18 protein-coding genes and 1 rRNA gene are annotated in these 22596 nt (G+C 71.5%); 8 read left to right on the top strand and 11 right to left on the bottom strand.

Annotation, left to right across the window (positions count from 1 at the left end):
• Window positions 1-98 precede the first annotated feature (98 nt).
• Together ACFYPJ_RS00095 and ACFYPJ_RS00090 are read right to left on the bottom strand one after the other, a co-directional pair.
• Window positions 99-764, bottom strand: coding sequence for an HAD family hydrolase (locus tag ACFYPJ_RS00095; RefSeq protein WP_389008004.1), 666 nt, complete (start codon window positions 762-764; stop codon window positions 99-101).
• A gap of 127 nt (window positions 765-891) precedes the next feature.
• Complete coding sequence (locus ACFYPJ_RS00090) at window positions 892-1407, bottom strand: DUF6912 family protein (RefSeq protein WP_389008001.1); 516 nt, start codon at window positions 1405-1407, stop codon at window positions 892-894.
• A gap of 340 nt (window positions 1408-1747) precedes the next feature.
• Between ACFYPJ_RS00090 and ACFYPJ_RS00085 the strand changes: the two genes are divergently transcribed.
• Complete coding sequence (locus ACFYPJ_RS00085) at window positions 1748-2419, top strand: Rv3235 family protein (protein WP_389007998.1); 672 nt, start codon at window positions 1748-1750, stop codon at window positions 2417-2419.
• A gap of 92 nt (window positions 2420-2511) precedes the next feature.
• On the opposite strand, the gene secA is transcribed toward ACFYPJ_RS00085, so the two are convergent.
• A complete protein-coding gene (gene secA / locus ACFYPJ_RS00080; protein ID WP_389007995.1) occupies window positions 2512-5334 on the bottom strand; it encodes a preprotein translocase subunit SecA in 2823 nt (940 codons plus the stop codon).
• Window positions 5335-5581: 247 nt separating this feature from the next.
• Between secA and ACFYPJ_RS00075 the strand changes: the two genes are divergently transcribed.
• Together ACFYPJ_RS00075 and ACFYPJ_RS00070 are read left to right on the top strand one after the other, a co-directional pair.
• Window positions 5582-6151 (top strand): GNAT family N-acetyltransferase, encoded by a 570-nt coding sequence (locus ACFYPJ_RS00075; protein WP_389007992.1) that lies wholly within the window; start codon window positions 5582-5584, stop codon window positions 6149-6151.
• Window positions 6152-6289: 138 nt separating this feature from the next.
• Complete coding sequence (locus tag ACFYPJ_RS00070) at window positions 6290-7465, top strand: winged helix-turn-helix domain-containing protein (RefSeq protein WP_389007989.1); 1176 nt, start codon at window positions 6290-6292, stop codon at window positions 7463-7465.
• Window positions 7466-7468: 3 nt separating this feature from the next.
• On the opposite strand, the gene ACFYPJ_RS00065 is transcribed toward ACFYPJ_RS00070, so the two are convergent.
• From ACFYPJ_RS00065 to mtnA, 7 genes are all read right to left on the bottom strand, one after another.
• A complete protein-coding gene (locus tag ACFYPJ_RS00065) occupies window positions 7469-8212 on the bottom strand; it encodes a response regulator (RefSeq protein ID WP_389007986.1) in 744 nt (247 codons plus the stop codon).
• 204 nt (window positions 8213-8416) lie between these two features.
• Entirely contained in the window at window positions 8417-9109 is a 693-nt protein-coding gene (gene hpf, locus ACFYPJ_RS00060; protein ID WP_389007983.1) for a ribosome hibernation-promoting factor, HPF/YfiA family, read from the bottom strand.
• Between the two features lie 317 nt (window positions 9110-9426).
• Complete coding sequence (locus ACFYPJ_RS00055; protein WP_389007980.1) at window positions 9427-10260, bottom strand: ComF family protein; 834 nt, start codon at window positions 10258-10260, stop codon at window positions 9427-9429.
• A 167-nt stretch (window positions 10261-10427) separates the two neighbouring features.
• Window positions 10428-12260, bottom strand: coding sequence for an LpqB family beta-propeller domain-containing protein (locus ACFYPJ_RS00050; protein WP_389007977.1), 1833 nt, complete (start codon window positions 12258-12260; stop codon window positions 10428-10430).
• Complete coding sequence (gene mtrB / locus ACFYPJ_RS00045) at window positions 12250-14349, bottom strand: MtrAB system histidine kinase MtrB (protein WP_389007974.1); 2100 nt, start codon at window positions 14347-14349, stop codon at window positions 12250-12252. The genes ACFYPJ_RS00050 and mtrB overlap by 11 nt, the downstream gene beginning before the upstream one ends.
• Before the next feature lies 1 nt (window position 14350).
• Window positions 14351-15040, bottom strand: coding sequence for a two-component system response regulator MtrA (gene mtrA / locus ACFYPJ_RS00040; RefSeq protein WP_191870552.1), 690 nt, complete (start codon window positions 15038-15040; stop codon window positions 14351-14353).
• Between the two features lie 443 nt (window positions 15041-15483).
• Complete coding sequence (mtnA, locus tag ACFYPJ_RS00035; protein ID WP_389007971.1) at window positions 15484-16632, bottom strand: S-methyl-5-thioribose-1-phosphate isomerase; 1149 nt, start codon at window positions 16630-16632, stop codon at window positions 15484-15486.
• Window positions 16633-16772: 140 nt separating this feature from the next.
• Between mtnA and ACFYPJ_RS00030 the strand changes: the two genes are divergently transcribed.
• Genes ACFYPJ_RS00030 through ACFYPJ_RS00010 form a run of 5 tightly spaced genes read left to right on the top strand, consistent with a single transcriptional unit; the run spans window position 16773 to window position 22392 of the window.
• Window positions 16773-18113, top strand: coding sequence for a glycerophosphoryl diester phosphodiesterase membrane domain-containing protein (locus ACFYPJ_RS00030; protein WP_389007968.1), 1341 nt, complete (start codon window positions 16773-16775; stop codon window positions 18111-18113).
• 4 nt (window positions 18114-18117) lie between these two features.
• On the top strand, window positions 18118-18900 hold the full coding sequence (locus tag ACFYPJ_RS00025; RefSeq protein WP_389007965.1) for a DUF4129 domain-containing protein: 783 nt from the start codon (window positions 18118-18120) through the stop codon (window positions 18898-18900).
• The gene (locus tag ACFYPJ_RS00020) at window positions 18897-20093 is read left to right on the top strand and encodes a DUF4350 domain-containing protein (protein ID WP_389007962.1); all 1197 of its coding nucleotides are present in this window, start codon (window positions 18897-18899) and stop codon (window positions 20091-20093) included. Before ACFYPJ_RS00025 ends, ACFYPJ_RS00020 begins: the two co-directional genes overlap by 4 nt.
• Window positions 20093-21082 (top strand): AAA family ATPase, encoded by a 990-nt coding sequence (locus ACFYPJ_RS00015; RefSeq protein ID WP_389010023.1) that lies wholly within the window; start codon window positions 20093-20095, stop codon window positions 21080-21082. The genes ACFYPJ_RS00020 and ACFYPJ_RS00015 overlap by 1 nt, the downstream gene beginning before the upstream one ends.
• Window positions 21082-22392: a DUF58 domain-containing protein gene (locus ACFYPJ_RS00010; RefSeq protein ID WP_389007960.1), complete on the top strand. Its 1311-nt coding sequence runs from the start codon at window positions 21082-21084 to the stop codon at window positions 22390-22392. The genes ACFYPJ_RS00015 and ACFYPJ_RS00010 overlap by 1 nt, the downstream gene beginning before the upstream one ends.
• Before the next feature lie 109 nt (window positions 22393-22501).
• Here ACFYPJ_RS00010 and rrf read toward each other — a convergent pair.
• A 5S ribosomal RNA gene (gene rrf / locus ACFYPJ_RS00005) occupies window positions 22502-22596 on the bottom strand; the annotation flags it as partial.

The raw sequence follows: 22596 nt of genomic DNA, 5'->3' as shown, positions 1-22596 counted from the left end.
GGCCCCGTGGCCCACGGACCGCTGATCCCGGGCCCACGGACCGCTGATCCCGGGTCCGCGGACGACTGGCCCGGCAAGCTTCGCGCCCGGCGGCCGGGTCAGGCCGCCAGCCGTTCCGCCTCCGCCACGGCCTCGGCCAGCGTGTCCACCACGGGCACGCCCACCTCCTCCAGGCTGGCCCGGCTGTGCGAACCCCCGGTGTAGAGCACGGCCCGCGCCCCCACGTGCCGTGCCGCCACCGCGTCGTCGGCGGCATCCCCGATCACCACCGTGTGCGCGGGCTCCACACCGGTGAGCGCCTCCAGGTGCCGGACCATGTGCTCGGCCTTGCTGCCCCCGGACGGGCCGGTCCGGCCCTCGACACGTATGAAGTGCGTCTCGATTCCGAACCCGCGCACCAGCGGCACCAGTTCCTCGTGGCCGTACATGCTCAGCAGCGACTGGCTGCGGCCCGCCGACCGCCAGCCCGCCAGCAGGTCGGCCACCCCTTCGGTCAGCGAGCACCGCGTCCGGTGCTCGCTGTAGTACTGGTGGAAGACCACGTCCATGGCCTCCCACTCCGCCTCGGTGGGCAGCCGCCCCATCAGCCGCTGGTAGAACTTCGGCACCGGCACGCAGTACATCGCCCGGTACTGCTCCAGCGTGATCGGCTCAAGACCCAGTTCGGCGGAGGCGGCGTTCGTCGCCCCGATGATCGCTTCGTTGTCGTGGAACAGCGTCCCGTTCCAGTCCCAGACGATGTGTGCGCTCCCGTGCGTCCCCATGCCGAAAAACGTACCTCGCGCCACTGACAATCAGCTGAACGCCAGGTCACCCCCGGTCACCGTGGCCAGGACCGGGCTTCGAAAGTCCCGCCGGGGCCGACACTCCGTGCGAAACGCGCCCTACCGGCTAGGCGAGCCCCACCAGAGCGGGAATCTCCTGGGTCGCGTACCAGAGCAGTTCGTGGTCCTCGGCCCCGTCCACGACGAACTGCGCGTCGTCGTCCCCGTCGTCCGCCGCCCGGAGTGCCGTGATCGCCGCGGCCACGTCCGTCTCCGCGTCCGCCGCGTCGACGTGCACCGCCGCCGCCTTGGCCAGCGGCACCGGCCCGGTCACCCGTACCTCGCCCAGGGCCGCCGGGTCGAGCCCGCGGTCCGGGTCGGGCATCGCGGTGCCGTCGGGCACGTCGACGGCGACCACGACCCGGCGCCGCAGGGCACCCGGCTCCCCCGCCGCCAACTGCCGCAGCGAGGCCAGCGCGGCGCGGCTGAGCGCCGCGTACTCCAGTTCCTCGATGTCGTCGGAGAGATACCACTCGCGCAGCGCGGGTGTGACGGCGTACGCGACGAGCGGCCCGCTCCCCAGCTTCCCCGTCCTGTGCGCCTCGGCGAGACCGGGGAGAGTCAGGGGGACGTAGACGCGCATGGCCGGCCGCTCTTTTCGTGGTAGACGCTCCGCTGTGGCACCGAGGAGGGCGGTCCCGCGCCTCCCGGAGCGCCTTCAGGATACGTGGGGGTCACCGTCCGGGTCCCCCTTCGGGTCACCGCCGGGACCCGCGAGCGCGTCCACCCGGCGCCCGTCGGATCACCCGGCACCGCCCCGTCACCGCTGGATTTCCACCCCCTCGATCACCCGGATAGGTGAATCCCACGCGCCCTCGGCGCGGGCCCGCGGAGCCTTGCCCGTACCGCCCACGGCCCCGTACAAGATCCCCAGCAGCAAGTTACCGCCCGGTATTCACCGGGCCGCCGAACGGGGGAGCCCCATGAACAAGGTCATGACCAGGACCGCCCAGCGCCGACCGGGCACCCGCCCGCCAGGCCGCCACGACTCCCGCCGCCCCGGCACCGCCCCGCCCCGCACTCCCTCGCCCCGCGCAGCGGCCACCAGCGCCCCGTCCGCCCACACAGCGGCCACCAGCGCCACTGCCGCCCGCACCCCATCCGCCCGCGCCACGACACCGCAGGCCCCGGCCCCCGCGGCCCCTGGCACGCCCGCAGCCGCCACAGCCTCTGCCACCGCTGTCGCCCCCGCGCCCCCTTCCGCGGCCGTTACCGGCCCGCCCGCGAGCCGTACGGCCCCCGTCCCGGCCGCCGCGCCCCCACGTCCCACCGACCTCTTCGCGGACCGGCTCCTGGCCGTGCTGAGCGGCCAGCGGCCCGTCCACTGGATGCTCCGGCACACCGCGGGCCGCGCCTACGACGAACTGGCCCGGCTCGCGGAGCGCGGGCCGCTGCGCACCCGTGGCACCCGCCCGGTCGTCCGCGACATCGGCTATTACGTCCCTCGCAGGGACGCCATCGAAGCGTTCGCGCGCATCGGCGCGGGCGACCAGCTGCGCGCCATGGCCTTCCGCCTGGAGAGGGGCCCCGACCTGCGCTGGCGCTGCACGGCGGTGGAACTGGGCGGCCCCCGCGCCCCGCACACCGGCCACTGAGTGCCCCACCCCCGGGGCGAACGCCGGAGGGCCGGACCACCCCCTGGGTGGACCGGCCCTCCGGACTGGACGCTACGGCGTCGCGGGCGCCGTCACTTCTTGCGGCGCCGGCCGCCCTTGGCCTGGCGGCGACGCTCCGCACGCGTCAGACCGTCGGACTCGGAGCGCACCGGCTCGTCGTCGTCATACATGAAGTCGCCCTCGACGATGCCGCCCTCGCCGTCCACCGTCGCCGCGGAGAAGTGCAGGTCCCGCCGCTGTGGCGCGTCGAGGCCCTTGGCCCGGATCTCCGGACGGGAGCCCGCCTGGGCCGACACCGCGTCCTGAACGCCGCCGCCTTCGCCCTCCGGCTGGACGTCCTCGACCGGGACCTCCTCGACCTGCTGCTCGACCTGGACCTCCAGGTTGAACAGATAGCCGACGGACTCCTCCTTGATGCCGTCCATCATCGCGGTGAACATGTCGAAGCCCTCGCGCTGGTACTCGACCAGCGGGTCCTTCTGCGCCATCGCGCGCAGGCCGATGCCCTCCTGGAGGTAGTCCATCTCGTAGAGGTGCTCGCGCCACTTACGGTCCAGGACCGACAGCACGACCCGGCGCTCCAGCTCACGCATGATCTCGGAGCCGAGCTGCTCCTCACGCGACTCGTACTGCCCGTTGATGTCGTCCTTGATGGACTCGATGATGAACTCGGCGGTCAGCCCGGCCCGGTCGCCGGCCGCCTCCTCCAGCTCGTCGACGGTGACCTTCACCGGGTAGAGCTGCTTGAAGGCGCCCCACAGCCGGTCCAGGTCCCAGTCCTCCGGGAAGCCCTCGGCGGTCTCCGCGCCGACGTAGGCGGCGATCGTGTCGTCCATGAAGTGCTGCACCTGCTCGCGCAGGTCCTCGCCCTCCAGGACGCGGCGCCGCTCGCCGTAGATGACCTCGCGCTGGCGGTTGAGGACCTCGTCGTACTTCAGGACGTTCTTACGGGTCTCGAAGTTCTGCGTCTCGACCTGCGACTGGGCGGACGCGATCGCGCGCGTGACCATCTTGTTCTCGATCGGCACATCGTCGGGCACGTTCGCCATCGACATCACGCGCTCGACCATCTGGGCCTTGAACAGGCGCATCAGGTCGTCGCCGAGCGACAGGTAGAAGCGGGACTCGCCCGGGTCGCCCTGTCGGCCGCTGCGTCCGCGCAGCTGGTTGTCGATGCGGCGCGACTCGTGCCGCTCGGTGCCCAGCACGTAGAGGCCGCCGATCTCCTCGACCTCTTCCTTCTCCGCCTTGACGGCCTGCTCGGCCTTGGTCAGGGCGGAGGGCAGCGCCGCGGCCCACTCCTCGATGTGCTCCTCGGGGTCGAGGCCGCGCTGCCGCAGCTCCGCGTCGGCCAGGTCCTCGGGGTTGCCGCCGAGCTTGATGTCCGTACCACGGCCGGCCATGTTGGTGGCCACGGTGACGGCGCCCTTGCGGCCGGCCTGGGCGACGATGATGGCCTCGCGGTCGTGCTGCTTCGCGTTCAGCACTTCGTGCTGGATACCGCGCTTGCTGAGCTGCTGCGAAAGGTACTCGGACTTCTCGACCGAGGTGGTGCCGACCAGGATCGGCTGGCCCTTCTCGTGCTTCTCGGCGATGTCGTCGACGACCGCCTCGAACTTGGCGACCTCGGTGCGGTAGATCAGGTCCGACTGGTCCTTGCGGACCATCGGCTTGTTGGTCGGGATCGGCACCACGCCGAGCTTGTAGATCTGGTGGAACTCGGCGGCCTCGGTCATCGCCGTACCGGTCATGCCGGACAGCTTCTTGTAGAGGCGGAAGAAGTTCTGCAGGGTGATCGTGGCGAGCGTCTGGTTCTCGTCCTTGATGTCCACCCCTTCCTTCGCCTCGATCGCCTGGTGCATGCCCTCGTTGTAGCGGCGGCCGGCGAGGATACGGCCGGTGTGCTCGTCGACGATCATGACCTCGCCGTCGATGACGACGTAGTCCTTGTCGTTCTTGAACAGTTCCTTGGCCTTGATGGCGTTGTTCAGGTAGCCCACCAGCGGGGTGTTCACCGACTCGTAGAGGTTGTCGATGCCCAGCCAGTCCTCGACCTTGCCGACCCCGGACTCGTGGATGGCGACCGTGCGCTTCTTCTCGTCGACGTCGTAGTCGCCGGTCTCCTCGACGCCCTTGAGGGGGTTGCCCGCCTCGCCGCGCTTGAGGCGCGTGACCAGCTTGGCGAAGTCGCTGTACCACTTGGTGGCCTGGTCGGCGGGGCCGGAGATGATCAGCGGCGTACGAGCCTCGTCGACCAGGATGGAGTCGACCTCGTCGACGATCGCGTAGTTGTGGCCGCGCTGGACCAGCTCGTCCTTCGACCACGCCATGTTGTCGCGCAGGTAGTCGAAGCCGAACTCGTTGTTCGTGCCGTACGTGATGTCGGAGAGGTACTGCTCACGGCGCTCGGCCGGCGTCATGCTCGCCAGGATGCAGCCGACGCTCAGGCCCAGGAACTTGTGGACGCGGCCCATCATCTCGGAGTCGCGCTCGGCCAGGTAGTCGTTGACCGTGACGATGTGGACGCCGTCTCCGGAGAGGGCGTTGAGGTACGCGGGCAGGGTGCCGACGAGCGTCTTGCCCTCACCGGTCTTCATCTCGGACACGTAGCCGAGGTGGAGGGCGGCGCCACCCATGATCTGCACGTCGTAGTGCCGCTGGCCGAGGGCGCGCTTGGCGGCCTCACGCACGGTGGCGAACGCCTCGGGAAGCAGGTCGTCCAGGCTCTCCCCGTCGGCATACCGCTGCTTGTACTCATCGGTGAGGGCCCGCAGCTCGGCGTCGGAGAGGTCGACGAAGTCCTCTTCGATGGAGTTGACCTGGTCCGCGATGCGGTGCAGCTTGCGCAGGATCTTGCCTTCGCCTGCACGCATGATCTTCGTGAGGACGGACACTGGGTTGGTCTCCTTGCCGGTCGGGCCTGGGACGGTCGGTATTCCAATTGAACTGAGCAACGGCCATCGTATGCGAGGACCCCGCCGAGCCGGGAGCCCTGTCGTGGGGCAACGCCTTCACATAGGGACAACGGTCGGAGCCCCTGGATAGTGCCGTACTCGGGCATCGAATTGCGCGAATTGTGATCACTCGCTCACGCACCGCAAACGGATGGCTTTCGACAGACCCCGCGGCCAGAATCGGCCGATGGACCCCGTCACCCTCACCACCGCCCGCCTGCTGCTGCGCACCGTCGGCCCGCGGGACAACGACGCCGTCCACGGCGCCGCGCAGGACCCCGACATCCAGCGCTGGACCACGATCCCCTCGCCGTACCTCCCCGAGCACGCCCGCGGCTTCACGGAGCAGCAGGTCCCCGAGGGCTGGGCGAACGGTTCCATGTACACCTTCGGCGTCTTTCTCCCCTCCGGTGACCTGGCGGGGATGCTCGGTCTGACCATGCGGACCCTGGGGGTGACCGAGGTCGGGTTCTGGGCCACCAGGGAACACCGGGGCCGCGGCTACATCACCGAGGCCACCGTCACCGCCTCCCGCTGGGCCTTCACGGACCTCTGTGTCGACCGTGTCGAATGGCGTGCCGAGGTCGGCAACCACGCTTCCCGCGCGGTGGTCGAACGCGCCGGCTTCACCATCGAGGGCACCCTGCGCTCCGCGATCAACAACAAGGGCGTACGCCGCGACTGCTGGGTGGGCTCGCTGCTTCCCTCGGACCTGGGCCTGCCGTCGACCGCACCGTATCTGCCGACGCAACGGTGACCCGCGTCCGCCGACGCCGGCGGTGATCCACCGACGCGACCGCAGCGGCGGCCCCGCAGACGTGGCGACAGCCGCAGATGTGGCACGAATTCGCAGGTCAGACCGCATTGTCAGTGCCGACGTCTATCGTGCGGAAGCATGACGACCCTTCCGCGCCCCACCGCAGAGCTCTCCGCGGACGACGCCCGCCGCATCGCCCTGCGCGCACAGGGCTTCCTCGGCTCCCCCGACCGCAGAGCAGGCGTCCGTGGTGTCCTCCGTCATCTGGGTGCGGTCCAGCTCGACACGATCTCCGTCCTCGCCCGCTCCCATGAACTCGTGCCGTACGCCCGTCTCGGCGCGGTCGGCCGCAAGAGCGTGGAGCGGGCCTACTGGACCGACACGCACGCCTTCGAGTACTGGTCCCACGCGGCCTGTGTGCTCCCCGTCGAGGAGTGGCCCCACTTCGCCTTCCGCCGCCGCGCCTACCGCGCCCGCCCGCACTGGAACCACGAACTCCCCGACGGCACCTACGAGCAGGTCGTCAAGCAGTTGCGTGCCGAGGGCCCGCTGACGGCCACGGAACTGGGCGGCGCGAAGCGCACCAGCGAGTGGTGGGACTGGTCCGGCTCGAAGGTCGCCGTCGAGCGCGCGCTGATGTACGGGGAGGTGGTGTGCGTGGAGCGCCGCGGCTGGAAGCGGGTGTACGACCTGGCCGAGCGCGCGATCCCGGACGCCCTCCTGCACGACGAACTGGACGACGCGGAGTGCGTGCGCCGCCTGGTCCGCCTGGCCGGCGAGTCCCTGGGCGTCGGCACCCGCGCCGACATCGCCGACTACCACCGTCTCAAGGGCGAACAGGTGGACGCGGTGATCGCCGACTCGGGTCTGGTCCCGGTCGCGGTCGAGGGCTGGTCCAAACCGGCCTGGGCCGACCCGGCGGCGCTCAGGACACCGCCGCGCGGCCGCCACCGCACCACGCTGCTGTCGCCGTTCGACTCGCTGATCTGGGAGCGCGCCCGCACGGAACGGATCTTCGGCTTCACCCACCGCCTGGAGGCGTACGTCCCCAGGCCGAAGCGGGTGTACGGCTACTTCGCCATGCCGGTGCTGGCCGGCGGCCGGCTCGTCGGCCGTGTCGACCCGGCCCGCGAGGGCCGCACCCTGGTCGCCAAGCAGGTCACCCTGGACGGCGCGAAAGCGGTCCCGGGCGTGGCCCAGGCCCTGGTCGAGGCGGCGAGCTGGGTGGACTGCACGGACGTCCGGGTGGAACGGGTGGACGCGGCCGAGCTGCGCGGACCGCTCGTCGGCGAACTCGCCCGCCTGCTCGGCTGAGCGTCAGCGGATCTCCAGGATCTTCTCCCGCATCGCGTAGACCACGGCCTCCATCCTGGAGTGCAGCTGCAGCTTCTCCAGGATGTTGCGCACGTGGTTCTTCACGGTGTTCTCGGAGATGTACAACTCCTTGGCGATATCGCGGTTGTTCATCCCCGTGGCCACGAGCTTGAGCACTTCGAGTTCGCGGTCGGTCAGCCGCGGCGCCGGCACCAGCCGGCGCTCGTCGGTGCGCTGGATCATCGACTTGAACTCGGTGAGCAGTTTCGACGCCATGGACGGGCTGATCTGCGACTGTCCGTCCGCCACGGCGCGGATGGCCGTGGCCACCTCGTCCGTGGAGATCTCCTTGAGGAGGTAGCCGGTCGCGCCCGCCTTGATCGCGTCGTAGAGGTCGGCCTCCTCATCGCTGATCGTCAGCATGATGATCTTGGCGCTGGGCGCCACCTCCTTGATGGAGGTGCACGCCTCGATCCCGCCGCGCTTGGGCATCCGCACGTCCATGAGCACGATGTCGGGCAGCAGATCGGCGGCCTTGTCGACGGCCTCGGCGCCGTCGCCCGCCTCCCCCACGACCTGGATGTCCTCTTCGGCGGCGAGCACGATCTCCAGACCACGGCGGAAGAGGGCATGGTCGTCCACGACCAGGACTCTGATCGGTTCCTTGCGTGGAGAGCCCGCGTCCGGGCCCGTACCGACGACGCCGTCGGCATCCGCGTCCCGCATCGGTCCGAAGCTGTCCGCCATCGTTCCTCCCCCTGAAGGCTGTGGCCTGTGGTCCTGTGCCATCGCCAACCCAAGGCAACAGCCCACCGGTTGGGCCGGTACGACCATGATTTCATGTCTGGCCGACGCTGCGGTGACGAGCAGGGCGCGAAGTGGTCGCACACCGGTGCCCCTGGGGGCGCACACGCGCTCCAGGGGCACCCGCTCAACCGTCGGCCGGGTGCGTCAGCCGCCCAGCGTGCCACCAGCCGCGGGGTATGCAGCCCGCGCGATCATCGGGTCCGTGCTGAGGTGGATGACCCCGTAGTCGTAGGCGTGCCGCCGGTAGACGACGCTCGGTTCCTTGGTCTCGGAGTCGACGAACAGATAGAAGTCGTGACCGACCAGTTCCATCTCGTAGAGGGCCTGGTCAAGGCTCATCGGGGAGGCCACGTGGGTCTTCTCGCGGACGACGAGGGGGCCTTCACCCTTCACCTCCAGCGGGCCGATCTTCTTCGTGGGCACTCCGTCCGTCTCTTCCTCGTGGACGGGGTGGCCGTTCCCGTTGAGCGTCGCCGCTCCCGGGACGTGGTCGGGGACCTCGGCGGCCGGGACCCGGCGGGCGCCGCGACGCGAGAACCGCTTGTCGTGCTGCTTGCGCAGCCGGGCACCCAGCTTCTCCGCCGCCAGGTCGAGTGCCGCGTACGGGTCGCTGGCCGCTGCCTCCGCCCGGATCACCGGACCGCGGGAGCGAAGTGTGATCTCCACTCGGTCACAGCGGTCGGCCTGTCGGGGGTTGGGCTCCTTGGACACCTCGACGTCGAGGCTGATCACCTTGCCGTCGAGCTTCTGGATCTTCTCCAGCTTCAGCTTCTCGGCCACGTGCTTGCGGAACCGCTCGGGCACCTCGGTCTTGCGGCCCTTGACGACGATGTCCACGCAGAACTCCGTTCCCGGATCGCTCCGCTGCGACGGCGGAGCTACTCCCTTTGCATCAGGCTCCGGTGAATCCGGAACCCCGGAACTTCGGACTCGGTGACGTCCACCTCCTCCCCATGGGCAAGATCTCCGCCTCCGCGGCGCGGATCATTAGGGATAACCGCGGCCACGGCAATCGAATATCGGAGGTATGGCCTGCGACTTTCCCTCACAACCGAACATATCTCGCCCGTACGGATGTCGTCACCCTCTACTGCGGCGTACCTCCGATCAGTTGAATAGACCCTCTTCCTACCTGCAACAACGTAAGTCTGGAGTCAGTACCGAATTATTTCGAAGGAATCAGGCGGGGCTGCGATCACTGCGGCGCGGATCAATCGTCCGGCGCCGTCCGTGTCCGCCATTCCCGCTCCCTCGTATGTCGCGTTGCGTCTCTCTTCTCGCGATCCGCCGATCCGTTCCTCCCTTCCTTCCCGAGTTGCGCGCTCGTACACAATCCTTCTCCTGATCTCCTCGGCCGACGCCTCCCGCACGGCCCGTGCCGCCTCGGTGAGCGAGGCGCCGGTCGTCAGCAGATCGTCGACCAGCACCAGGCGACCGCCGGCGAGCAGCCGGACACCGCCCGCCGTGACCTCCAGCGCGCCCGCGAGATTGCCCTGGCGCTGCCGGAAGCCGAGCCCCGACTGGTCGGCCACGGCCCGCCGCTGCCGCAGTACGGCTGCCACCCGCGCCCGCTGTCCGCCCCGCCGCAGCTCACCGGCGGCCGCGAGGGCGATCCGGCGCACCGGATCGTGGCCACGCGCCCGCACCGCCCGCCGCGCGGACGGCACCGGGACGAGCAGCACGGACCCGTCCCGCCGCCCGCACCCCGCGCGCACCGCCCGGGCGAGAGCGGCGCCGAGGGGCCGCGCCAGTGCCAGCGCGCCGCGTTCCTTGTGCGCGAGGAGGGTCGCCCGCACCTCGTCCGCGTACGGAGCCGCCGCGAGCACGACCGGCAGCCCGGGCGGTTCCGGCACCGGCCGCACCCGGCGCGGTGCGGCTCCGCTCAGAGCGGCACGGCACTTTGGGCAGAGCACCGTGCGAGACCTGCCGCAGCCCGCGCACTCGGTCGGCAGCACCAGGTCGGTGAGGTCCTGCCACCACCCCCGCATGCGCACCACTGTGCCAACGCAGGAGCCACCCCGGCCACCCCTGTGGAAAACGCCCTGTGGACAACTCCGCGCAGACCGTAACGGCAGTCACCCACACGGGTTACGGCGCCGCCCGCGGAGCCCGGGCCCGGAGGCACGCACCCCTCGCCCCGGACAGATCGGCCCCATCACCCCGGATAGATCGGCGCCATCCCGTCCTTGACGACCTTCTGCCACTGCGCCCCGGTCGGCAGGCGCACGATCCCGTCCTCCGAGTACGCCACCAGCGGCACCCGCTCGTCCTCGACCGCGGTGATCGCCTTCACGCCGGTCAGGGCCGCAGGCGCCTGGCCCTCCGGCACGGAGCCGTCGACCTGGACGTAGGACATCTGCTGCACGCCCCCCTGCTCGCGCCCGACCACCACCAGCCGGCTGTCACCGGCCCACGACATGGCGGTGACCTCTTCCAACCCCGGAGCCGCGGATCGCAGTTCGACGACCGCCGGCCCCTCGCCCGAGGTGTCGTCCCGCTCGATCCGTCCGATGAGCAGGGACTGCCGGCCGTCCTTCGCCACGACCAGTGCCATCCGCGCCCCGTCGGCGGCCACCCGGATGTCCTTGATCTGACCCGAAAGACCCGGGACCCGCACCGGCTCCGGTTTCCCCGCGCCCTGCTTCAGCATGAGCAGCCGTGGAGCCTGGTGATTGCGGTCGGCCACCCAAAGATCACCCTGTGCGTCCCAGGTCGGCGTGGCGAGCCGATCGTCCTTGGTGGTCCCGTTGCTGGTCACGACGGCGGAACCGAGCGAACCCCCGGGGGTCAGCGCCGTGACGTACAGCGACGTCCCGTCGCTGCTGACCCCGGCAGCGGTGCGCTCGTCGCGCGAGACCGCCACCGATCCCAGTTCCTTGTCGCCCTCACCGAGCGCGCCCGGCACCGGCACCGCGGTGGTGCTCGTGCTGCCGCCCGCGATCCGCACCAGCCGGTGCTTGCTGTCGAAGAAGTACAGGTAGCCGGGACCCTTGGCGGTGCTGTGCCAGGCGACGGTCTCGGCCCGGTCCGCGCTCAGTTCGCACAGCGTCTTGTCGTCCGGCCCCTGCAGTTCGACCGAGTCCACGGTGGGTGTCAGGCTCCGCAGTGTGAACAGCAGTTGCGTCGCCATCTCGGTGCACTTCGGCTTGCCGGCCCGGGCCGCCCGGCCGTTCAGCGGGACCGTCAGTCTGTTCTGGTCATCGGGCGACAGCGCGCTCGCGCCCTTCTGCAACGCCGTCCCCGTCGGGAAGCTCGACCGCACCACGGGCCCGAGCCAGTTCGTGGGCCCGTTCAGCAGCGAGCGCACCACCTGGGTCATCGGGTCCACCCGTGTGCGCAGGAAGACCGGTTCGGCGACGGCCACCGGCTCCGCGCCGGGCCCGACCGAGGTGTCCGACGCGAAGTAGTACTTGTTGACCGAGGTGTAGTTCCGCTGGAAGTCGGACTTGCCCATCACCACACCCTGCGGCAGCGTGTCGATGCGCCACTGCCCGCTCGTGGCGTCCCGGGTCAGGTGCAGCCGCTTCGCGTACGGCCCGTCGGCCGGTGCGTACGCCTGCTGCGCGTCGACGGTGGCCACCCTGGTCCCGGCCAGTACGTAGGTGAGGCTGCCGGGGTCCTCCCGCGCGGCGGCACCCTGGTCGGACTCGGTGCTCGGCCCGTCGGCGAGCACCGTGGTCCCCTGCTCCGGCCGCCACTTCCGCGCGGCCGCCGGGGTCAGGTACTTGCGGGCCGTGTCATAGCTCGGGTCGTCGCTGGTCAGCGCCTCCAGGAAGCCCTGCACCAGCTCACCGGGCGCGGCGTTCTCCTGGGGCGGCATGGCGAAAACCCGCACCTGTGTGTCCTGCCGGGGCGTCGACTCGACGTCCCTCAGGTCACCGCTGTCCGGCATCGAGGCGCACCCGGCCAGCAGTACGGCACCGCAGGCGGCGTACGCCACCGCGCGCGCCGGACGGATCCGGGCGCCCCCCTCGCGGTCAGCGCCCACGAAATGCCTCCCCTGAAGTCTTCGAGTCCCCCGCTCCCGTGGCCGTGTCCCGGCTCGCGTCCGGCACGGCGTCCGCGGTCGTGTCGACGGTCGTGTCCGCGGGCGCGGGCGCGTCGTCCCTGTGCCGGACGGTCCCGGTCTGCCGGGGCACGACACGCGCCCCGTTGCCGGGCAGCGCGGTCGGATCGGCGGCCGGAGCCACGGTGGCCAGCCGCTGCGCGATCGGAGCGCGCGGCGACAGCGGCACCTGGCCGCCCGAGGGCTGCGCCGGCACCAGGGCCCGCCTCTCCTCGCCGCCGTGCGGCACACCGGCCCCGACCTGTCCCGCGTTGCGCCGCGAGTCCTTCGGCTCCAGCGGTATCGGCGAGCCCCGAAGCGGCTCGTCCGCGGTCCGCGGCAGCGTCAGCCGGAACTGCGATCCGCCGCCCGGCTCGCCCCACGCCTGGAGCCAGCCGCCGTGCAGCCGCGCGTCCTCCAGGGCGATGGACAGCCCCAGGCCCGTACCGCCCGTGGTACGCGCGCGTGCCGGATCGGCCCGCCAGAAACGGCTGAAGACCCGGGTCGCCTCACCGGGCTTGAGCCCGACGCCGTAGTCGCGCACCGCGACCGCGACGGCACCACCGGCCGCGGCCAGCCTGACGACGACGTCCTTGCCCTCGCCGTGCTCCACCGCGTTGACGACGAGGTTGCGCAGCACCCGCTCCACGCGCCGGGCGTCCGCCTCCGCGACCACGGGCTGCTGGTCGCCGACGACACGTATCCGGCTGCCCTTGCGCTCGGCCAGCGGCTCGGCCCCGCTGACGACCCGCCGTACGACCTCCCTCAGGTCTATCGCCTCGGCCTCCAGCGCCGCCGCACCCGCGTCGAACCGGCTGATCTCCAGCAGGTCGGCGAGCAGCGACTCGAAGCGGTCCAGCTGGTCGGCGAGCAGTTCCGCCGAACGGGCGGTCACCGGATCGAAGTCCTCGCGTGCCTCATGGATCACGTCGGCGGCCATGCGGACCGTCGTCAGCGGGGTGCGCAGTTCGTGCGACACGTCGGAGACGAACCTCCGCTGCATCCGCGACAGGTCCTCCAACTGCTGGATCTTCAGCTGCAGGTTCTGCGCCATCTTGTTGAACGCCTCCCCGAGGCGCGCGATGTCGTCCTCGCCGGTGACCTTCATCCGTTCCTGCAGACGACCCGCCGACAGCCGCTCCGCGATCCCGGCCGCCATCCGCACGGGCGTCACGACCTGCCGCACCACCAGCCACGCGATGGCTCCGAGGAGTACGACGACGAACAGCCCCGCGGTCGCGAGCGTGCCCTTGACCAGGCTCAGCGACTTCTCTTCCTGCGTCAGCGGAAAGAGGTAGTACAGCTCGTACGGGTCCTCGTTCGGGTCGTTCAGCTGCTTGCCGATGACCAGTGCGGGCTGGGACGCCTTGCCGTTGCTGAAGACGACACGGGTGTAGCTCTGGGCCGCCGTCGTGCTGGTGTGGACCCGCGCGCGCAGGTCCACGGGCACGCTGGCGGACGGGTCGACGTACCCGGAGCCGCGCGGGCTGCGCCCGCCGCCGCTGTCGTCGCCCGCCGGGAGCGTCACCACGTCGAAGGCGCCCTGGCCACCGCTGGACAGCGATTCGACGAGGTCGCTCATCCACTGGATGACGTTCTGCGACTGCCGGCCGTCGACCGCCGAGGTGTCGTCACCGGTGCTGCTCCCGGCCTCGTCCGCCTGCTGCTTGGCCACTGCGAACCCGCCCGTGGCCTGGCTCTGCGACGCCTTCACCTTGGCGTCCAGCAGGCCGTTGCGCACCTGCCCGATGACGACGAAACCGAGCAGCAGAACGACGCCCAGCGACATCAGCAGCGTCGTGACGACGACCTTGAGCTGGATGTTGCGCCGCCACAGCCGCATGACCGGCAACAGCGGCCGGTGCACCCAGCGCATGAACAGGCGCAGCACCGGGCTGCGCCGCACTCCGCCCTGCAGCAGCCCGCCTTCGAGGAGGCGTCCCCAGCCCGACCCTGCCGTCTTCCGGCCGACAGGCCGCCCCGGGCGTTCCCCGGGACCGCCGGGAGCCGGAGCGGCACTGTCTCCCGGCACGTCAGCTCGGTCCGGCCTTGTAACCGACGCCACGGACGGTCACCACGATCTCCGGCCGCTCCGGATCCTTCTCGACCTTGGACCGCAACCGCTGCACGTGCACGTTCACCAGCCGCGTGTCCGCCGCGTGCCGGTAGCCCCACACCTGCTCCAGCAGGACCTCACGGGTGAACACTTGCCACGGCTTGCGGGCCAGCGCCACCAGCAGATCGAACTCCAGCGGCGTCAGCGCGATCGACTGCCCGTCCCGCTTCACGGAGTGCCCGGCCACGTCGATGACCAGGTCACCTATGGTGAGCTGCTCCGGAGCCGGCTCCTCCGACCTGCGCAGCCGCGCCCGGATCCGGGCCACCAGTTCCTTCGGCTTGAACGGCTTGACGATGTAGTCGTCGGCGCCCGACTCCAGGCCCACGACCACGTCGACGGTGTCGCTCTTGGCCGTGAGCATCACGATCGGCACACCGGACTCCGCGCGGATCAGCCGGCACACCTCGATGCCGTCCCGACCGGGCAGCATCAGGTCGAGCAGCACCAGATCGGGCTTGGTCTCGCGGAAAGCGGCGAGCGCCTTGTCGCCGTCGGCCACGAAAGACGGCTCGAAACCTTCGCCTCGCAGCACGATGCCGAGCATCTCGGCCAGCGCGGTGTCGTCATCGACGACGAGGACTCGTCCCTTCATAAACGACATCATCCCATTCTCATAACGGCGAAAGCGGCGCAGGTGAGCATCGTCACCGGCCAGTGACGATAGTCGTACGGGACCATCACTGTCTGCCCCCGTCTTTCGGCGCCACTGTCAGCAACGGATGTCACCGCTGACAGCGGCGGATGTCGCCCCGGCAGCGGCGGAGCCTGTCCCGGTCCGCCCGGCCGCCGTCGGCGTGGTGGTCACAGGCAGTGTCGGCCTGTGCCCAGCGTTGGTGCATCACAGGCGCCGTACGACTACGGCCCGCACTCATACGGGGAGTCAGAGCGGTACGGAAGCCCGGAGCAGCCCCGCTTCGGCGAAGAGGGAAACCCCTCGCCGAACCGAAGCAGGACCGCTGCGGCGAACCGGAGCAACCCCGCTCGGGCGAGCCGCAGCACGACCGCGTCCCTGTGCCGCCCCCTCTCGGCCCCTCCTCCCCTCCTCTCTCACTCCGCCATCGGCTGACCGCCCGAACCGGAGATCAGCTCCGCGAGCGCGGTGCCCGTCACGGGCGAGACGACGCCCGCGTCGGTGACGATCGCCGTCACCAGTTCGGACGGCGTCACATCGAACGCGGGGTTGTACGCCTGCGTTCCCAGCGGCGCCACCGCGACCCCGCCGCCGCCCGCTGTCCCGGCCGGAGCCCGCGGCGCAGTGATCTCGGTCACCTCATGTCCTGGACGCTGCTCGATCTCGATGGACGCCCCGTCCGGCGTGTCCGGATCCACCGTCGTCACCGGCGCCACCACGATGAACGGCACATGGTGGTACCGCGCAAGCACCGCGAGCGAATAGCTGCCCACCTTGTTCGCCACCGACCCGTCGGCCGCGATGCGGTCGGCGCCGATCAGCACCGCGTCCACCTCTCCCGCCGCGAACAGCGATCCGGCCGCACTGTCGGTGAGCAAGGAGTACGCCATGTCGCAGCGGGCCGCTTCGTACGCCGTCAGCCGCGCGCCCTGCAGCAGCGGGCGTGTCTCGTCCACCCACAGCCGGCGCAGCCGCCCTTGCCGGTGCACGGCGAGCGCCACGGCGAACGCCGTCCCCTCCCCACCCGACACCAGTGACCCGGTGTTGCAATGCGTGAGGATCCGGTGTCCGCCGCCGGGAAGCAGTTCCTCCAGCAGCGCCAGCCCGTGCCCGGCCAACCGGGCGGACGCCTCGGCGTCCTCCCGGTGCATCGCCCGCGCGGCGGCCAACGCGGCCGCCGCCGCCCGCTGCGGGTCCCCGCTCTCGGCGAGCGCGGCCCGGTGGGCGGCCTGTGCCCTGCGCACCCCGACGGACAGGTTCGCCCCGGTGGGCCGGGCAGCCTGGAGCGCGCCCGCGGCCTCGTCCACGTCGAAACCCCGCACGGCGGCGAGCGCGACGCCGTACGCCCCCGCGATGCCGAGCAACGGCGCCCCGCGCACGGCGAGCGTACGGATCGCCTCGACCAGAGCCGGCGCGTCGGTGCACACCAGCTCGACCTCCTCGGCCGGCAGTCTGGTCTGGTCGAGAAGGACCAGTACCGGCCCTTCGGGCGGCTCCTCCCAACGGATCGCCAGTATCTCGGTCGCGTGCCTGCCCTCGCCGGTGTGCGCGTCCTGATCAGCCATGCGGTCAGTCTGCCCCGTACCCCACGGACAATTGAAGGTGTGCAGCCCTTGGCGCAGCCGGTCCCCCGGCCACCGCCCCATGGCACGATGGCTGCCAACCTGCCGCCGCGACCGCGGACGAGCACCGAGAAGGAGCTTCGATGAACGACACTCCGGGCTGGGCCTCGCCCGGATCCACCCCGTCCAACGGACAGGAACCCGGTGCGTCCGGTCCTGCCGAACCCGCCGGCCGGCCGGTGCCCGCACAGCCCGCCGACCAGCCGGGCGCGGACCCACAGGCCCACAGCTCGAAGTGGTCCAAGGAGCAGCCGCCACCGGGTCAGTGGTCCGCGCCCACCGGCGCCCCGGCCCCGGGCCAGGCACCGCCGCCCGCACCGCCCGGCCCGGGCTGGGGCGGCCCGCACCCGGGCGGCCAGGGAGGTCACGGCGGCTACGGAGGCCCGGCGGGATACGGAGGCTGGGGCGCAGGCTGGGGCGGCCCCCCGCCCGCCGCCAAGCCCGGCGTCATCCCGCTGCGCCCGCTCGGGGTGGGCGAGATCCTCGACGGCGCCGTCTCCACCATGCGCACCTACTGGCGCACGGTCCTGGGGATCTCGCTGACCGTCGCGGTCGTCACGGAGATCGTCGTCGTCCTCCTCCAGGGCCTCGTCCTCGACGACACGGCGACCACCGACGCCCTCACCGACCCGAGCGCCAGCTTCGACGAACTCTCCCGCGCCATGGGCGAGTCCATGCTCAGCTCCGCCGCCGTCCTGCTGATCTCCTTCATCGGCACCATCGTCGCCACCGCTCTGCTGACGACCGTGACCAGCCGCGCCGTCCTGGGCCGGCCCGTGACCTCCGGAGAGGCCTGGCGGGACGCCCGCCCGCAGCTCGGCAGGCTGTTCGGCCTGATCTGCCTGCTGCCTCTCATCTCCCTCGGCATCATGCTCTGCGGGGCGCTGCCGGGCATACTCGTGGCCGTCGCCGGCGCAGGGGACGCCGCCGTCTTCCCGCTCCTCACCCTCGGCCTGCTCGCGGCGTTCGTCGTCGTGGTCTGGCTCATGGTCCGGTTCTCGCTGGCCTCGCCCGCGCTGATGCTGGAGCGGCAGGGCATCCTGAAGTCGATGAGCCGCTCCGCCAAGCTGGTCCGCGGCTCCTGGTGGCGGGTCTTCGGCATCCAACTGCTCGCCGGGATCATCGCGAACATCATCGCGTCGATCGTCATCATCCCCTTCGCCCTGATCGGCGCCGCACTGAGCGGCGACGGCTTCTCCGGTTTCCTCAGCGGGACCGGCGGCGTCGGCTGGACGTTCCTCATCGTCAGCGGCATCGGCTCGGTGATCGGCTCCACGGTCACGTTCCCGATCAGCGCGGGCGCCGGCGTGCTCCTCTACATCGACCAGCGCATCCGCCGCGAGGCCCTCGACCTCGAACTGGCCCGTGCCGCCGGGGTCCAGGACTACGGCGTGCCCGCGCCGGGCGCCACCCCGGGGAGCTGACGCGGTGAACCTGCCGGGGGGAGTACTCAGCACGGTGCCGGTGCTGCCGCACGGCGTCCGCCCGGCCGTCCGAAGCCTGCTGCGAGCGGGCGACACGACCCTGCTGTCACTGGCGCGCTCGGGAGACGAGCCGCCGGTGACCACCCCGCGCGATCCCGCGCGGGAGGCCGCCCGGCGCGAACTGTCCAAGGGGATGTACCACGAGAACGACCCCAGCCTGCTCCAACGGGCCCTGAACGCCTTCTGGGACTGGCTCGGCAGGGTGCTCGACGCCGCCTCCTCGGCGACACCTGGAGGGACGCTCGGCCTGGTCGTGGTCGTCCTGGCCGTCGTCGCCGTACTGGCCGCCCTGTGGTGGCGCCTGGGCACCCCGCACCGCCGCCCGGTCTCCGCCCCCGCCCTCTTCGACGACCGCCCCCGCAGCGCCGCCGAGCACCGCGCCGCCGCCGAGGCACATGCCGCCCAGGGCCACTGGAACCAGGCCGTCCAGGAACGCATGCGGGCCGTCGTCCGCGCCCTCGAAGAACGCGCCCTGCTCGACCCCCGGCCCGGCCGCACCGCCGACGAGGCCGCCGCGGAGGCCGGCCGCGCACTGCCTTCGCACACCGGCCGACTGCACGCCGCCGCCCGGGAGTTCGACGACGTCACGTACGGCGGCCGCCAGGCACACCGGCAGGCGTACGACCGGCTCACCGCACTCGACCACGACCTGGAGCGCACCAAACCGGCCCTCGCCGCCGGCAGCCACAGCACAGCGCACAGCAGCAGCCAGGGGGCCGCCGGATGACCACCGGGGCCCCCCTCCCGTCCACCTCGGCCTCGCCCACCACCCGCCAGGTGTGGACCCGCACGCGGGGCATCGTCCTCGCGCTCGTCCTGCTGCTCGCGGGGGCCGTCGCGATCGCCCTCGTCCGCTCCGACGCCCGGCACGGCGCCCTCGACCCCCGCTCCGCCGACCCCTACGGCAGCCGCGCGATCGCCGAACTGCTCGCCGGCCACGGCGTGTCCACACGTGTGGTCACCACGCTGGACCAGGCCCGTACCGCGGCCGGCCCGGACACCACCCTCCTTCTCGCGGCGCCCGACCTGCTCACACCCGGCCAGCAGACCGCGCTGCACTCCGCCACCGCCGGGTCCGGCGGACGCACCCTCCTCGTCGCCGCCGGCAGTCCCTCCGTGGAACGCCTCGCACCCGGCGTGACCGCGGACCCCGCCACCAGCTTCGGCACCGCCCTTTCCCCCGAGTGCGTCCTGCCCGCCGCCGTCCGCGCGGGCGCGGCCGACACGGGCGGCATCCGCTACACCACCACGCGCCTCGACGCCGACACCTGCTACCCCAGCCGTCGCCTGGCCACCTTGGTACGAGTCCCCGCGGCCTCCGGCAACGGCGACACCGTCGCCCTCGGCGCACCCGACATCCTCTACAACGACCGCCTCGACGAGCAGGGCAACGCCTCGCTCGCCCTTCAGCTCCTCGGCTCCCGCCCCCATCTGGTCTGGTACCTCCCCTCGCTCTCCGACGCCTCGGCCACCGGCACGGGCGGCCAGAAGGACTTCCTGGACCTGCTTCCCTCCGGCTGGCTCTGGGGCACGCTGCAACTGTTCATCGCAGCGGTCCTCGCCGCTTTCTGGCGGGCACGCCGGCTCGGCCCCCTCGTACCCGAAAGACTTCCGGTCGCGATCCGTGCCTCCGAGACCGTCGAAGGCCGCGCCCGCCTCTACCGCAAGGCCGACGCCCGTGACCGCGCCGCCGCCGCTCTCCGCTCCACCACCCGCACCCGCCTCGCCCCCCTCGTCGGCGTCCCCGTCGCCCAGGCGCACGCGCCCGAAGCCCTGCTGCCCGTCCTGTCCGCCCACCTCCACGGTGACGCACAGGACCTGCACCCCCTCCTCTTCGGACCCCCGCCCGGCGACGACGCAGCCCTCATCGCCCTCACCGACCGACTCGACGCCCTCGAAAGAGAGGTACGCCGTCCATGATGGACCCGACCACTGACAACGCCGGGAAGACCGGGGGTCCGGGCGACGCCCGCGCCGCCCTGGAGACCCTGCGCGCCGAGATCGCCAAAGCCGTGGTCGGCCAGGACCCCGCCGTGACCGGTCTCGTCGTCGCCCTGCTGTGCCGTGGACACGTCCTGCTGGAAGGCGTCCCCGGAGTCGCCAAGACACTCCTGGTCCGCGCCCTCGCCTCCGCACTCGACCTGGAGACCAAGCGCGTCCAGTTCACCCCCGACCTCATGCCGAGCGACGTCACGGGCTCCCTCGTCTACGACACCCGCACCGCCGAGTTCTCCTTCCAGCACGGCCCGGTCTTCACCAACCTGCTGCTCGCCGACGAAATCAACCGCACGCCTCCGAAGACCCAGTCCTCCCTGCTGGAGGCGATGGAGGAACGCCAGGTGACCGTCGACGGCACCCCCAGGCCGCTCCCCGAGCCGTTCCTTGTCGCGGCCACCCAGAACCCCGTCGAGTACGAGGGCACCTACCCCCTCCCCGAAGCCCAGCTCGACCGCTTCCTGCTCAAGCTGACGATCCCGCTGCCCGCCCGGCAGGACGAGATCGACGTCCTCACCCGGCACGCGGCCGGCTTCGACCCGCGCGACCTGCGCGCCGCAGGCGTACGCCCCGTGGCCGGCCCGGCCGCCCTCGAAGCCGCCCGCGCAGCGGTCGCCAAGACAACCCTCTCGCCCGAGATCATCGCCTACGTCGTGGACGTCTGCCGCGCCACCCGCGAGTCGCCCTCCCTCACCCTGGGCGTGTCGCCGCGCGGCGCCACCGCCCTGCTCGCCACCGCACGCGCGTGGGCCTGGCTGACGGGCCGCGACTACGTCATCCCCGACGACGTGAAGGCCCTCGCCCTGCCGACCCTCCGGCACCGTGTGCAACTACGCCCCGAGGCCGAGATGGAGGGAGTGACGGCCGACTCCGTCATCAACGCCATCCTCGCCCACGTCCCGGTTCCCCGCTGATGCCGCTCACCGGACGCACCGCCCTGCTGGCGGCCCTCGGCTCCGTCCCCGTCGGCATCTGGGCTCCCGACTGGACGGGCATTCTCGCGGTCAACGGCCCGCTCGCCGTGGCCTGCGCCTGCGACTTCGCCCTCGCCGCACCCGTACGGCGCCTGATCCTGAGCCGCTCCGGCGACACGTCCGCGCGCCTCGGTGAGACCGCCGACGTGACGCTGACCGTCACCAACCCTTCGCGCCGTCCACTCCGGGCCCGGCTGAGGGACGCCTGGCCACCCAGCAGCTGGCAGCCGGGCACCGAGATCGCAGCCTCCCGCCACCGCCTCACCGTGCCCCCGGGCGAACGTCGGCGCGTCACGACCCGGCTGCGCCCCACCCGCCGCGGCGACCGCCAGGCCGACCGCGTCACGATCCGCTCCTACGGCCCCCTTGGCCTGTTCTCCCGCCAGGGCACCCACAGGGTGCCATGGACGGTACGGGTCCTGCCGCCCTTCACCAGCCGCAAGCACCTCCCGTCGAAGCTTGCGCGACTGCGCGAACTCGACGGCCGCACCAGCGTCCTGACCCGTGGTGAGGGCACCGAGTTCGACAGCCTGCGCGAATACGTCCCCGGCGATGACACCCGTTCCATCGACTGGCGGGCGACGGCACGCCACACAGCCGTGGCCGTCCGCACCTGGCGCCCGGAACGCGACCGTCACCTCCTGATGGTGCTGGACACCGGCCGTACCTCGGCCGGTCGCGTCGGCGACGCCCCGCGCCTGGACGCCTCCATTGACGCCGCCCTGCTCCTCGCAGCGCTCGCGTCCCGCGCCGGCGACCGGGTGGACCTCCTCGCCTACGACCGCCGGGTACGGGCTCTGGTCCAGGGGCGTACGGCAAGCGATGTCCTCCCGTCCCTGGTGGCCGCGATGGCGACGCTCGAACCCGAACTCGTCGAGACGGACGCCCGAGGGCTGGCCGCCACAGCGCTCCATACGGCGCCTCGCCGTTCTCTGCTCGTCCTGCTCACGTCCCTGGATGCCGCGCCGGTCGAGGAGGGGCTGCTTCCCGTGCTGGCACAACTCACTCAGCGGCACACGATGGTGGTGGCATCGGTCGCCGATCCCCATATCGCCGAGATGGCGACCGCCCGGGGAGACGTCGACGCGGTCTACGAGGCGGCCTCGGCGGCTCAGGCACAGACCGAACGGCACCGCACGGCGGAACAACTACGCCGTCACGGCGTGACGATCGTCGATGCCACACCGGACGACTTGGCCCCGGCACTGGCGGATGCATACCTCGCCCTGAAAGCGGCGGGCCGACTCTGACCACCAGATACTCTGCCGGAAATTCCGCCCGGATATCGGGCCCCGGCAGACCGGGCCCTGAACGCAGAAATCCCCCGTGCCCAAAAGCACGGGGGATTCCCCAAAATTAGTTCGGCGGCGTCCTACTCTCCCACAGGGTCCCCCCTGCAGTACCATCGGCGCTGTAAGGCTTAGCTTCCGGGTTCGGAATGTAACCGGGCGTTT

Origin of the sequence: Streptomyces sp. NPDC006012, from assembly GCF_042871185.1 — a bacterium.
Taxonomy (GTDB): Bacteria; Actinomycetota; Actinomycetes; order Streptomycetales; family Streptomycetaceae; genus Streptomyces.
The sequence above is the reverse complement of the archived record's forward strand: the minus strand, read 5'-3'. Positions and strand labels throughout refer to the sequence as shown.

Bases quoted from the DNA above. Each gene is read 5' to 3' on its own strand.
- ACFYPJ_RS00095 (WP_389008004.1), bottom strand. From the start codon at position 764: ATGGGGACGCACGGGAGCGCACACATCGTCTGGGACTGGAACGGGACG.
- ACFYPJ_RS00090 (WP_389008001.1), bottom strand. From the start codon at position 1,407: ATGCGCGTCTACGTCCCCCTGACTCTCCCCGGTCTCGCCGAGGCGCAC.
- ACFYPJ_RS00085 (WP_389007998.1), top strand. From the start codon at position 1,748: ATGAACAAGGTCATGACCAGGACCGCCCAGCGCCGACCGGGCACCCGC.
- ACFYPJ_RS00075 (WP_389007992.1), top strand. From the start codon at position 5,582: ATGGACCCCGTCACCCTCACCACCGCCCGCCTGCTGCTGCGCACCGTC.
- ACFYPJ_RS00070 (WP_389007989.1), top strand. From the start codon at position 6,290: ATGACGACCCTTCCGCGCCCCACCGCAGAGCTCTCCGCGGACGACGCC.
- ACFYPJ_RS00065 (WP_389007986.1), bottom strand. From the start codon at position 8,212: ATGGCGGACAGCTTCGGACCGATGCGGGACGCGGATGCCGACGGCGTC.
- ACFYPJ_RS00055 (WP_389007980.1), bottom strand. From the start codon at position 10,260: ATGCGGGGGTGGTGGCAGGACCTCACCGACCTGGTGCTGCCGACCGAG.
- mtrA (WP_191870552.1), bottom strand. From the start codon at position 15,040: ATGATGTCGTTTATGAAGGGACGAGTCCTCGTCGTCGATGACGACACC.
- mtnA (WP_389007971.1), bottom strand. From the start codon at position 16,632: ATGGCTGATCAGGACGCGCACACCGGCGAGGGCAGGCACGCGACCGAG.
- ACFYPJ_RS00030 (WP_389007968.1), top strand. From the start codon at position 16,773: ATGAACGACACTCCGGGCTGGGCCTCGCCCGGATCCACCCCGTCCAAC.
- ACFYPJ_RS00020 (WP_389007962.1), top strand. From the start codon at position 18,897: ATGACCACCGGGGCCCCCCTCCCGTCCACCTCGGCCTCGCCCACCACC.
- ACFYPJ_RS00015 (WP_389010023.1), top strand. From the start codon at position 20,093: ATGGACCCGACCACTGACAACGCCGGGAAGACCGGGGGTCCGGGCGAC.
- ACFYPJ_RS00010 (WP_389007960.1), top strand. From the start codon at position 21,082: ATGCCGCTCACCGGACGCACCGCCCTGCTGGCGGCCCTCGGCTCCGTC.